A 12,971-nucleotide genomic window follows, 5' to 3' on the forward strand; every position below is an offset into this window, starting at 1 on the left:
ATTTCCTTCAAATTTAAGAAAACGCTTTCAATTTATAAGCAGCCATTTTCTTAAAGATGATTATCCCTGAAAAACGAATCGTGTACAGCATTCCTCTTCCTGCCCTTTTGAAATATGTTTCGCATTCGCAAACATCCTATTTCTAGGGGAACGTGGGGTTGTTATGAAAATTGTATATTTGGATGGTTTGAGAGGTTTAGCTGCATTGATAGTGGTCGTATCTCATTTTTTTCAGGTGTTTGCACCGTCGGTTTTTGAGGGGAGGAAGGAGATCGAGCATTTCGTTTTCGAGGGGATTGCCGCGCGAACACCGTTTAATCTGCTGTTTAACGGCAACTTCTCTGTTTGTCTGTTTTTTGTGCTGAGCGGATATGTGCTCAGCTATCGATTTTTTCAAACCGGGGACAGGCTCATCATTTATTCGTCTGCCATTCGCCGCTATTTTCGTTTGGCTGTACCCGCCTTGGTATCCGTCTTCCTTGCTTATCTAATCATCGTGTTGGATCTCGGAGCATACGACAATATACGCGGAATGACGTTATCTTCGATGCCCGATCCGTTTATGGCTAACGCCAATCTGCTAGTCATGCTGAAGGAAGGCTTGTTTCATACCTTTTTCACGTATGGATCGCAGTATAATCCTGTACTCTGGACCATGACTTATGAGCTGTTCGGATCGTTTCTGATTTTTGGGTTTCTTGTCCTGTGTGGGAGACGGGTGATCCGTTATGCTGCATATGTTCTCCTGGTCTACGCCTTCAACGATTCTTACTACCTGGGATTTGTGCTGGGGATGCTGCTCGCAGACTTGAAGCATAGCGATCGGGATTGGCTGTCTTATTTCAATGCACCATGGATGAGCTTCATATGGATCACGGTTGGCATTTATCTTGGCTCTTATCCATACTTGGATCCGGAGGGAACAATCTATTCTATTCTCGTGTGGGAATCGGATAGATTCGAATTTTTTACATTTTATCATGTGATCGGATCGTTTCTGATTCTGATAGCCCTGCTGAATTCGAGATGGCTGCAAGCGTTGTTTCATCATAAGTTATTTGCCTATCTGGGAAAGATATCGTTCTCGCTCTATCTAGTGCACTTCACGATCATTTGTACACTGGGATGCCATCTATTTCTTCTGTTCAGCACATTTCTCTCCTATGGGTGGAATGTAATCGTGACGAGTCTAATCACGGTTCCGGTGATCTTTGGCGCTGCCCATGTATTCTACCGGCTGGTGGACGTTAACGTCTTATCTTTGCTGTCGCGCTGGAGCAAGAAATGGCTTGCCAGCCGGAAGAGGAGAGCGCTCAATGCCCATGTCCCTCATGAGCAATCCGTAAAGGCAGACTAAAGACTAAGGATATCAAATAAGCCCATTTATGCATGAGAAAAAACCTTCTGGTCCGCGGCCGATAGAGTTTGGGCATTTACCTAATCCCAGGCTCGGCAGGCTGCGGTAACCGAAGGTTCTTGCTATTCCTCCTTACATGAAATGAATATGTCTTACATACCCTGCTTCGATTTTTTACAGTTCAAGGGATAGTAGCGCCCGTACGCTTTTCCGTAAGACACGATTCTTTCAATGGTGTCCTTCTGTTTAAGTTTGGTGAATGGGCATGGATCAGGGAGCGTGTTCACTTCCAGTATCCAGAGCGTAAGGTCGCGATCTACTGCGAGGTCGAGCCCCAATTCGTTCAATGCAGGATAAGTATGGCTCATGGCAGCAGCCACTGCCAAGGCAATACGGTCAATCTCTTGAAGGAGTTCGTCTGTCTTCGCATCATCCGCACTTGCGCGAATAAGTCGGTCTGCGGCATAAATCGTACCGCCTTGGCTGCCGTTGGTAACCGCTTTTCTCGGATGGGCGACACGTCCAACCGTTCCGGTAGCCTCCCATTCCCCCTCCGGGTTTCTTTGAATCATGACACGAAGGTCGAAAGGGCGATGATCATATGTCAGCAAATGTATTCCTCTCTGGATCAGATAGCGCTTGCTGTCTATTTGTTCACTCAATGATCGGTACAGTTCTCGATAAGAACGACAAGTCAACGTTCTTATGCCGTTTTGATACTGATATGCCGATCCCTTCTTCTCCACGCGCATGACCCCTTTACCTTGTGAACCAGCATCGGGTTTCACATATACCATGCCGTAGCGCTCCAGCATGTCAAACAGATGTCTCCGTGAAAACAGCTGGGTGGGTGGAACGAGCTTCGCCAACTCTTGTTGGCTTTGCAGAAGTTTTGTTTTGGTCCACTTGCTCTTCACCGTGAATCGGGAGGTTTTCATAAGATGTGCCTCATTTCAGGAAGATATGGTGTTATTGTACGAAGCTGGCGGGCAAAGTGTAACCGTGCAGCTTTTTTTCTATAGGGGGAATCGAACGAAATGAAGGAAGCGACATAGACTATAGTCAGGGGTAGTGGACTCCAATCTGTCGAAGGGGGAAGCGAAGTGCGGGATTCCAACATTCTGCAGCAAGCCTTGGTCCGCTCGCGTCGTTATATGCCATGGTATGAGGGCTGGGTACGGAGGAGCATCGGAAGAGAGCTTGATGAGATGGCTCAGGAGCCGAGGTTAGAGCTGGAGCATCTACCGCTGATGACGCACACCGTGCTGGAGGAGCAATACTATACGGATGACAATCCGTTGGCAGCTCGAAGCGATGTTCATTATTATCGTACTTCCGGCACGAGTTCGGGTCGGCGCAAAGCGATTTATTACTCTGAAGCCGATGAAGAGGATTATATTCGGTTCAAGCTCCAGGTGTACCGGCAGATTCTTGGATCCGGCCAATATCGATCGGCTATTGCGGATATGGGAACCGGGCACGCAGAGGCAACGTCGATCGAGGTGTTCCGCCGCTTAGGTATGAACGCCGAATCGATCCCCTTTCAGGCGCCGATTGAGCAGCATCTTGAGCGGCTCGCACTGTGCAAGCCGGAGGTGCTATATACGATGCCGTCGATACTGGATCGCATCCTGAACGCTTCGATTGACGCGACCGCATATGGCATCCGTCACGTCATACTGGTCGGCGAAATGGCTTCCCCCGCCTGGATTCAGCTCACCGCCAAACGGCTCGGAATCGGTGCAGACCATATTACGGATACGTACGGTTCCATCGAGATCGGCACGATTGCTTATTACTCCCATGAACACGGGCGATATCTTCTGACGGACGGACTGCTTGCTGAGGGAGTACGCCCGGAGCAACTGGACGCTGATCTGGAACCGCTTGTCAATGCGGAGGAATCGGTGCTGGTTCTGACATCGGGGCATCGGGAAGCGTTTCCCGCCATTCGCTATGTCACCTACGACGTCGTGCGCGATTTGCGCCCGATAATGGTGGATGGAAGACTCCGTCAAAGCTTTAGCAGCATCGTTAAGCGAATCGGACCTGATCTGAAGCATGGAGAGAAGATCAGCATCTATGATATTGAAAACGTCGTCTTGCGCCATTTGCATGCGGGCAGCGTTCAGGTGAAGGTGGCTCATAACGCCTTAATCGTATATATATTCCATTCCACGGCAGAGCAAGCGATATTGCAGAGGATCAAGCATGATATCGAGCAGCAGATTCCCGAGATCGGTACGATGATACAGTCCGGAATCCTTGGCGAAATCCAGGTGATACGCGGAGATGGTGAGCCAGGAGCAGGTAAGACATCGGTTAAACATAAAAAAATATGGTACGAGTAAATAAGGAGAATGACCTTGGAACTTCGAGACGGGATTGCAGGCGTGATCGGTGTCACCCCATTAATCCGCCTTAGTCGATTGTTTAACAACCGTTCGTTTGATGTATACGGAAAACTGGAGTGGATGAATCCCGGAGGAAGCACCAAGGATCGACCGGCGCTTCATATGCTTCGGGAGGCCATGCGCCGCGGCGAAATCGCGCCGAGCACGGTCGTCATTGAATCCAGCTCAGGCAATCTGGGCATCAGCCTGGCACAACTCTGCAACTACTTGGGGCTGCGTTTCATCTGTGTCATTGATCCGCGCACAACGGATCAGCATCGCCGCATCATTCGCAGCTTTGGCGGGGAGCTTGAACTGGTCACGGAGCCCGACAAGGAAACCGGTGAATTTCTGCCTGCAAGAATAAGAAGGGTTAGTGAACTGGTTCACCGTTTTCCTAATGCTTACTGGACCAATCAATACGGTAACCCGGACAACTTTTTGGCCCATAAAGAAACCACCATGCAGGAAATTGCTGAGCGGTTGGGCGAGATTGATTATTTGTTTTGCGGGGCTAGCTCATGCGGTACGATCCGGGGATGCAGAGAGTATATTGCGGATCGGCAGTGGTCTACGCAAGTTGTGGCTGTGGATGCAAAGGGAAGCGTTATTTTTGGGGGAGAGAAAGGTCCGCGGAAATTGCCTGGACTGGGTGCCGGCATAACGCCGACTTTATACCACGAGGATATAGCGGACCGCGTAGAGTACGTGTCGGACCTAGATTGCATACGGGGCTGCCGGGATCTGGTTCGGTACGAGTCGATTCTCGCCGGCGCTTCATCTGGCGGGGTTATCTCAGCAGTCCAGCGGATGTCGGGCAGCATTCCTGAAGGAGCGGTATGTGCGGTGATTTTACCTGATCGCGGTGAAAGATATTTGGACACGGTGTATAACGATATATGGGTACAGCAGGAGTTTGGTGTGGACCCGGTTACTTTCTCGTTTGGAGGATAGATCATGATTTATTTACATGACGGACATATACGTGAAATCGGGATGGATTGGTCAACGCTGATTCAAAAGATAGATGAAATCATCAGGATCAAAGAGAATGGGGACTGCGTTCATCCGCTAAAGCCGTATTTACGCTTTCGCGCTCCCGAGAACCGAATCATTGCCATGCCTGCTTTTGTTGGAGGAAATGTAAATATGTCCGGCATCAAGTGGATCGCAAGCTTTCCGGGCAATAGCCTGCATGGTCTGCCAAGAGCGCATAACACGATAATCCTTAATCATCCGTTGACCGGTGAGCCCGTGGCTGTCATATATAGTGGATTGCTGAATGGTTTGAGGACAGCCGCTGTAAGCGGGTTAATGCTGAAAGCCTTCATTGCAGCCAGGCGGCTCGAGAGCGTACGGATCGGTATCATTGGCTGGGGGCCGGTCGGGCAGATGCACCTCGCGATGTGCAGGGCGCTGCTGGGGGATCGATTGGAACGTGTGCATCTATACGATCTCAAAGGCATCGATCCGGCAACCGTGCCTGAGGAGGTTCGGAACATCACAGATATTGCGGATACTTGGCAGCCTGTCTACCGAAACGCCGATGTTCTCGCCACATGCACCGTCTCGGGAGAGCGATATATCAATGAGAAGCCATCGGAGGGGATGCTGCTTCTCAATGTGTCGCTGCGGGATTATACAACAGACAGCGTAGCCGGGGTCAAGGCCATTGTTGTCGATGAATGGATGGAGGTTTGCCGTGAGAACACGGATGTGGAACAACTGCATCTGATGACCGGATTGCAGGAATCCGACGTCCTGACGCTCTCAGATATTTTATGTCGTGACGGCCTGGCCGCTTACGACGATCATGAAACGGTATTCTTCAACCCTATGGGATTAGCGGTATTCGATATTGGCATAGCCAGTTACTATTATCGCGAAGCAAAGCGACTTGGGAAAGGCATTGTATTGGATAAAGGATAGCGATCCATATTAGAACAACAGGGCCCTTCGTCCCGCTGTACAGCGGGACGAAGGGCCCTGTTGTTAAGACAGACCTTTAACCGCTCGCATGGGTCTGCACCACATGCTGCCGGCGGTAAGCGCCCGGCGTCATGCCGGTGGCCTTCTTGAACGTCCGGTTGAAGGAGGTAATGTTGAGATAGCCGACACGCTGGCTGATCTCATTGACGGTCAAGTCCGTGCACGCGAGCAGCTCCTTCGCTTTGTTCATGCGGATGCCAAGCAGATGGTCACTGAAGTTGAGACCGGTCTTCTCCTTGATATAGACGGAGAGGTAGGCGCTCGACAGGTTCAGCTTGGCTGACAAATAGTCGAGAGACAGATCATCGGCATACTGGTTATGGATAATGTTCATGAACATGGCGATGAGTGGCTCTTCCCCGGTATCCTTTTTCTTGCAAACGAGGGCGCAGGAGGCTTCGACGAGCTGACGGAATACCCCCTGGTAATCAGATAAACAATGGCATTCTGCCAGCCTTGCGCTCCACTGTTTCAAGGATTGGACAGAAGTTTTGTCTATCTGGGCCATCTCCATATAACTTAGGATCTTGGAAGCGACCGAATCGGCGAAGAAACGAAATTGCGCGATGCCCGCCTCCTTACGCTGCATTGCTTCGAGCGCCTGGTCGATGATCTGCAAGGAGCGGCTGTCGCTGCCGGATTGCAGGGCGTCAAGCAGTCCTTTTTCCTGAGACGGGCTCAGATTGACGGTGGTTGGAAGAACCCGCTGCTTGGTTACCATCTGGGATTCCTCCAGGAGCTGTGCCTGCGCGGCCAGTCCTTTGACCTGATGGTAGGCTTGATTGAATTCGGACGAATGGCTCACCTGGGAACTGACGGCGATGGTGACCAGGAACAATTCCTTTTCCTCGTTTAACATGTCCTTGATTTCCAGCAGAAGATCCTCCAGGCGGGCGGCTTCCTCCCGTTTAAAGATAGATACAATCTCATTCTTTTCGATCTGGAACGTATGAGACCCCGGATAGCGCTCAGCCGTGATCAGATGAATATGCTCCAGCATATGGCGGACAGCCTGATCGGTTTGAAGGGGAAGCTCATAAACCGGATTCATCCGGAAACGGATGTGATACAGAACCACGATAAAGCTTCCGTCATCCGACAGGAAGTCCTCCCACTCGCTGATATCGGTATTGATGCTCTTCAACTGACTGATATAAGAGTAACTGGTTAGAACGGATTTATGCTTGTTCATGCGCTCCCGTATTTCTTCCTTCTCCCGGAACAGCTCTTGAATACGGTTCTGGATCAGATCGTATTCCGTGATGCTGCCGGATTCCGGCATGGATGAACTGTTGGCTCTGTTCAGAACGGTGGTTAGAATCTGCTTCACCGGCTTGTGCAATCTGCGGCTGAGGAAATAGGAAGCGGCAAGGGCCACGCCAAGCGACAGGCAGAAAATGAGCAGCAAACCGCCGGTTAACCGGCTCAACTGAGAAGAGACATGGCTGTAAGGTACGGCCGAGACATAGGTCAGTCCGTCGGATCCGGCTTCGGCAAAATAGTAGGTTCCATCCTTCAGCACGGCTTTCTGTCCGGCTTCAAACGACGGAAGCTGATCTTGGTTCATGGAGCCTAGCGTATACAGCACTTGGCCTTCGGCATTCAGAATGGCGAGTGCACGATCAACCGACTCGCCGAAGAAGGACTGGGCGGCCTTGTCGATATCGATGAGGGCAATGACCTCATAAGGACTATCCGGCTGTTTATAGACAAAGGGCATCAGTTTTTTCTCGGACAAATCGTTGTTGATTCGATAGGTTGATGCAGGGAGGAGTTTGAAGGACTCCTGATGGCCTTCGTAGCTGCTCCAGAATGAATAAGGATACATCGAACTTGCATAGGAACGATTGAACATATAGGAAGCATCGCCGCTTCCGGATTTGCTCAGTACAAAATCAAACTCCCGAAGATAAATCAGGGTGTCCTCCAGAAAGAATAACGGGTTATAGATATCGCTCCGCATCTGCATCATCACTTCGCGGGCTTTCAAGTAATTCACTTCGTTTCCGGCCTGGTTGCGAAGCTGATTATTGAAGCCGATTAATTCGGATTGATTGTATATATCAAACATCAGCACCTGAAGCCTGCTGAATTGATTGGTGAACCGTTCCGCCGTATCGTGAACGGCCTGCTGGCTGGTATCGATGATTTCTTTTTGCAGGCTGGTCTTAAAAAGCTGGAAGATGACCATATAGAACAATCCGAATAACACGATGATGGCCAGAAAGCTCAGAAAAATCTTAAAGAATACACTGCGGCTTTTATGTCTGATCCAATTCACAGCCTTCCCCCCTTTGTATTTTTCTGACGTCCAAGGTTTCACAACATTATATAGGACAAGTGTTAAGGATTGTGCCCGATTCGTGTTAATCGTTCGTAAAAAATGGATAGTCAATATTTTAGATTTTAAGCAATGCTTTAGGAAAATGGCACTTCTGCCCAGTCATCCAATGAAAGGCGAGACATCATTAAAATGGTCAATACCCCTTAGGCATTCGGGTCGTTTATGATGCAGACGTGGACCTTGGGACACACGAAGACGCATAGACGAAAGAGGGGGGATTGCCGATTTTACAACGTCATCTTAACACCGTGGAAGCGCATTCAAACATTCGCAAGAAAAGTGCTTGGCGAAGCTGGATGATGCAGGTTCGCAGAAACTGGCAGCTTTACGCTTTATTTGCACCAGTTCTGTTATACTTCATTGTATTTCATTATGTACCCATGTATGGCGTCCAGATTGCATTTAAGGATTTTATTGCGAACAAAGGGATCATGGATAGTCCATGGGTGGGCTTCAAGCATTTTGAACGCTTTTTTGACAGCTTTTATTTTTGGCGGATTATCAAAAACACGATGGGCATCGGGTTATATGAGCTGGCGGTCGGATTTCCAATTCCAATTATCCTGGCCTTGATGATTAATGAAGCCAGATCGGGCCGGTTCCGCCGATTTGTACAAACCGTAACTTATGCACCCCATTTCTTATCTACGGTGGTCGTCGTTGGTATGATCATGATGTTCCTATCGCCGGTCAGCGGCCTAGTCAATTCGATTATCACCTCCTTCGGCGGAGAGCCGATCGCATTCATGACGGAGCCCTCCTGGTTCAAGAGCATCTACGTGTGGTCTGGCGTGTGGCAGGGCATGGGCTGGAGCTCCATTATTTATTTGGCGGCACTCGCCGGGATTGATCCGCAGCTGCATGAGGCGGCCAAGGTGGATGGTGCGGGCTGGCTCCGGCGAATCTGGCATATTAATCTGCCGGGGATCGCGCCAACGATGACCATTCTGCTCATTTTGAACATCGGTTCCGTTCTTGGCGTCGGCTTTGAGAAGATCTTCCTGATGCAAAATTCACTCAATATGGAAGCGTCTGACGTCATCGCTACGAACGTATACCGGAGCGGTATACTGGGTGCCCAGTACAGCTTTTCGGCTGCGGTTGGCCTGTTTAACTCCATCGTCAACTTTATCATGCTGATTACCGTAAACCGGATTGCCCGAAAAGTCAGCGAGAACAGCCTATGGTAAGGAGGAATGATGGCATATGCCGCAAAGCCGCAGTGAACGAATAGCCGGAGTATTTATTTACATTATACTATCTTTTATTACGCTCCTTGTACTGTATCCTTTATTTTTTGTTCTGATTGCTTCCATTAGTGCTCCGGAAACGGTGATGCGGGGGGAAGTATGGTTATGGCCGAAGGAACTGTCGTTTGTCGGCTACGAACGGTTATTTGCCAATTCGGAGCTCATGCGGGGATTCCTAAACACGCTGCTCTATACCACGACGGGCACCGCGCTGAATGTACTGATGACGATCGCAGCGGCTTATCCGTTATCGAGAGCCGATTTTAACGGCCGCGGCATTTTTACGGCGATCATCGTATTCACCATGTTCTTCAGCGGGGGGATGATCCCGAATTACTTGCTGGTCAAAGAGCTGGGGATGCTGGATACGATCTGGGCCATCATTATCCCTTCGGCCGTATCGGTGTGGAACATTATTATCATGCGGACCTTCTTCCAGAGTTCCATCCCGAAGGAAATGCAGGAGGCGGCGTTTATCGATGGGGCTTCTAACATGCGGGTACTGCTGCGGATTGTGCTTCCATTATCCGGACCGATATTAGCCGTCATGGTTTTGTTCTACGCAGTGGGCCACTGGAATTCGTATTTTAGTGCGCTGATCTATTTGTCAGACCGTGCCAACTATCCGATGCAGCTGTTCCTGCGTGAAATTCTGGTTCAGGGTCAAATGCAGGAGATGGTTGATATCAGTGATGATTCACTGGCACGAAGTCTAATGGATGCGGAAGCGATCAAATATGCGGCGGTCATTGTGACAAATCTGCCGATGCTGCTGCTGTATCCGTTCCTGCAAAAGTATTTTGTGAAGGGTGTTATGATTGGCGCAATTAAAGGTTGATCACGGATATTTCATGAGGAGGAATTGAATTTTATGGTGATGAGAAAATGGACTTCACTTACATTGGCAGCTGTACTGGCAGCCGGATTGCTGACAGGCTGCGGTAGTAAAAGCGGGGAAGGTGCAGCGGATAAGGGGGAGACGCCGCAAGCCAATTTTAACGAGACCGGCATGCCGATTGTGAACGAGCCCCTCAACCTGACGTTCTTCACGGGCAAGTCGCCATCGAACGGGAGCAAATTCGAGGAAACGCTCGTATGGAAAACCTATCAAGAGATGTCGAATGTGAATGTGACCTGGAACCTCATTCCATTCGATACCCTTACAGAGAAGCGGAACCTAGCGCTGGCAGGTGGAGATTATCCGGATGTATTCTACTCCGCAAGAGTCAGCTCCGCAGAATTAACCCGTTATGGGGAGCAAGGAGTATTTATACCGCTGAATGATCTGATCGATCAATATGCACCGAATTTCAAAAAGCTGATGGAACAGTACCCGGATATTCGAAAAGGGCTGACGATGCCGGACGGCAATATTTATTCCCTGCCTTCTTTCTACGATCCTGCGCTGCTCTCCATGTTGATTGGTACACCGATATGGATTAATCAGGAGTGGCTGGATCAGCTCGGGATGAAAGAGCCGCAGACGACCGAAGAATTCTATGCGTATTTGAAGGCGGTCCAGAAAACCGATCTGAACGGTAACGGTAAGCATGATGAGATTCCATTCGCTTCAACAGGCATTACCGGAATCATCGATCACTTGAAAGGCTCTTGGGGACTTGGTACAAGTGGACTTGGCCATAAATTGGTAGACATAGATCCGGATACAGGGAAACTGCGCTTCACCAAAGCCTTGCCGGAGTATAAGGAAATGCTGCAGTTCGTAAACAAGCTGCACCAGGAGGGACTGCTCGATAAAGAGATCTTCACGATTGAGGGCGGCGCATTGAATGCGAAAGGGCAGGAGGGCCTGCTCGGTGCCACGATTGTGCCGAATCCGGAGATGGTGATGGGACGTAAAGAATACATCGGGCTCGGGGCGCTTAAGGGACCGCATGGAGATCAACTCTATTCTCATGTCAAAGTTCCGATGGTTCACGTAGGTGCATTTGCGATTACTGATAAGAACCCGAATCCGGAAGCAACGATCCGCTGGATGGATTATTTCTACGGGGATGAGGGAGCCCAGTTCTATTTCATGGGTAAAGAAGGCGAGACTTACACGAAGAACGCTGAGGGTCAACTGGAGTATGTGAAGGAGATTACGGAAAATCCAAATGGATTAACGCAGGATCAGGCGTTGGCCAAGTATTTCACTTGGCTCGGGGGCAGCTATCCGGGATTTGTGCGGGAGAGATGGTTCAAAGCCTCGGAGACACGACCTAACGCAATGGCCGCTGCTGAAAAAGCAGAGCCGTATGCCGTGAAGGAGATCCTGTACAATTTTAACTTTACATTGGAGGAAATGGACGTCATGACCTCGATCGGTAAAGATATCGAGGATTACGTGAAGGAAATGGAAGCGAAATTCGTGAATGGTTCGGCCTCGTTCAGCCAATGGGAAGAGTATGTGAATACACTCAACAAGATGGGGATGGACCGATATATGGAGGTTTACCAGGCTGCATTTGACCGCTACCAGGCGGAGTAATCGGAAGATATGACAATCGAAAGACGCGGTGCGGGGGGTTCCGTATCGCGTCTTTTGCTAATCCAAATAATTGGTGAAACAGGTTACATGATGAAGCGGCCCTTTCAAGGAAACATCCTTGATTACGGACCGCTTCTGTTATGGTTTAATCGGATGAGGAACAGAGTTCTTCTACATGGATGGTACAGAACAGCAAGGCGGTTCTGCCGGGCTCCAGCACCTGCATGCCGGTGATTTCCGGATCCAGTTCCAGGTTGAAGGCATTGGTAGCACATGTGTAAGGCTCGGGGCATAGATAACCGCTCGCTCCATCGCCATTGTGCAGCACCCATTGCTTGAATGCGTCATCCGCACGGTATGTAACCCGGAGGCCTGCCGCCGAATCGGTTAATACGGTTTCATTACGGTCTTCCGGCATGGCAAGGAACAGATCATCGAGCGGAAACTGACTGACGGAGATGCCATCCCGTAAGCCTCTGCTGCGGAAATCATGGGCGAGCTCGCCGGTCGGCAGCACGCGGTCATTAAGGATCCATCGTTTCCCGACAGGGGCCTGCAGCGTGCAGCGTTCCTGACCGTATTCATTCCCGAAGGGAAAGCGGAAGGTGGTATGATATCCCAGTCCCCATGGAAAAGAGCTTGTGCTTTTATTGCGAATTTCCGCGGTCTGCCTGAACGAGGCCCCATCAATGCTCATACGCAGAAGGATGGTGAACTCGTGGGGAAATTGCGACAGGATCGTTGGACGGCCTCTTGAAGAGAACACGGTTTCGATCACGGCCCGATTCCCTTTTGTCCAGCAGCGTCCGACTTCCCATGCCTGGTCATGAACAAGCCCGTGCGCATGATTATGATGCTGCGGCTCGTTGATCCGGAATTGATAGGGCCGGCCTTCAAAAGTAAAACTCCCGTTTTCGATCCGGTTGGGCGGAAATAAAACAGGAATGCCATATAACAAGGGTGTCCGCTCATATTCCGTCATGGAAGGCGGCATACGCAGCAATTCCGTGTCTGATGGTTTCCACCGCAGCGAGATGACGCTGCTCCCCCAGCCTGGAACCACCGTCATGGATAAGCGATCATTCTCGGCCCTAACTGCAGGCATGTCAAGAAATGTACATCGTTCAACTGCTGGGCATGTCTCCAT

Annotated in this window: 10 protein-coding genes; 7 read left to right on the top strand and 3 right to left on the bottom strand. The window is 50.0% G+C overall.

The genetic code is table 11. From position 1 onward, the window contains the following. Nucleotides 1–163: 163 nt before the first annotated feature. Nucleotides 164–1,357, top strand: coding sequence for an acyltransferase family protein (locus CRG97_RS06855; protein WP_098742360.1), 1,194 nt, complete (start codon nt 164–166; stop codon nt 1,355–1,357). Between the two features lie 152 nt (nt 1,358–1,509). Here CRG97_RS06855 and CRG97_RS06860 read toward each other — a convergent pair whose 3' ends face one another. Beyond that, nucleotides 1,510–2,295: a YheC/YheD family protein gene (locus CRG97_RS06860; protein ID WP_098742361.1), complete on the bottom strand. Its 786-nt coding sequence runs from the start codon at nt 2,293–2,295 to the stop codon at nt 1,510–1,512. A gap of 165 nt (nt 2,296–2,460) precedes the next feature. Here CRG97_RS06860 and CRG97_RS06865 point away from each other — a divergent pair, with 165 nt between their 5' ends. The 3 genes from CRG97_RS06865 to CRG97_RS06875 are packed head-to-tail and all read left to right on the top strand — an operon-like array spanning nt 2,461 to nt 5,679. Then, nucleotides 2,461–3,708 carry a phenylacetate--CoA ligase family protein gene (locus CRG97_RS06865; RefSeq protein WP_237566322.1) on the top strand — a complete coding sequence of 416 codons (1,248 nt, stop codon included), beginning with the start codon at nt 2,461–2,463 and terminating at the stop codon, nt 3,706–3,708. A gap of 9 nt (nt 3,709–3,717) precedes the next feature. Continuing rightward, nucleotides 3,718–4,704: a 2,3-diaminopropionate biosynthesis protein SbnA gene (gene sbnA / locus CRG97_RS06870; protein WP_098742362.1), complete on the top strand. Its 987-nt coding sequence runs from the start codon at nt 3,718–3,720 to the stop codon at nt 4,702–4,704. A 3-nt stretch (nt 4,705–4,707) separates the two neighbouring features. Then, nucleotides 4,708–5,679 (top strand): 2,3-diaminopropionate biosynthesis protein SbnB, encoded by a 972-nt coding sequence (locus CRG97_RS06875; RefSeq protein ID WP_098742363.1) that lies wholly within the window; start codon nt 4,708–4,710, stop codon nt 5,677–5,679. A gap of 76 nt (nt 5,680–5,755) precedes the next feature. Here the strand turns inward: CRG97_RS06875 and CRG97_RS06880 are convergent, their stop codons facing one another. After that, on the bottom strand, nt 5,756–8,020 hold the full coding sequence (locus CRG97_RS06880) for a helix-turn-helix domain-containing protein (RefSeq protein WP_098742364.1): 2,265 nt from the start codon (nt 8,018–8,020) through the stop codon (nt 5,756–5,758). Nucleotides 8,021–8,382: 362 nt separating this feature from the next. Here CRG97_RS06880 and CRG97_RS06885 point away from each other — a divergent pair, with 362 nt between their 5' ends. From CRG97_RS06885 to CRG97_RS06895, 3 genes are read left to right on the top strand one after another with little or no spacing between them, the layout of a single operon-like run. Continuing rightward, complete coding sequence (locus CRG97_RS06885; protein ID WP_237566323.1) at nt 8,383–9,273, top strand: ABC transporter permease; 891 nt, start codon at nt 8,383–8,385, stop codon at nt 9,271–9,273. A gap of 16 nt (nt 9,274–9,289) precedes the next feature. Then, nucleotides 9,290–10,171 (top strand): carbohydrate ABC transporter permease, encoded by an 882-nt coding sequence (locus tag CRG97_RS06890; RefSeq protein ID WP_076322931.1) that lies wholly within the window; start codon nt 9,290–9,292, stop codon nt 10,169–10,171. Between the two features lie 33 nt (nt 10,172–10,204). After that, nucleotides 10,205–11,824 (top strand): extracellular solute-binding protein, encoded by a 1,620-nt coding sequence (locus tag CRG97_RS06895; protein ID WP_098742366.1) that lies wholly within the window; start codon nt 10,205–10,207, stop codon nt 11,822–11,824. Nucleotides 11,825–11,969: 145 nt separating this feature from the next. Here CRG97_RS06895 and CRG97_RS06900 read toward each other — a convergent pair whose 3' ends face one another. Then, nucleotides 11,970–12,971, bottom strand: coding sequence for an aldose 1-epimerase (locus tag CRG97_RS06900; protein WP_098742367.1), 1,002 nt, complete (start codon nt 12,969–12,971; stop codon nt 11,970–11,972).

Source organism: Paenibacillus sp. EZ-K15, assembly GCF_002573715.1.
In the GTDB taxonomy this organism is placed as follows: domain Bacteria; phylum Bacillota; class Bacilli; order Paenibacillales; family Paenibacillaceae; genus Paenibacillus_AQ.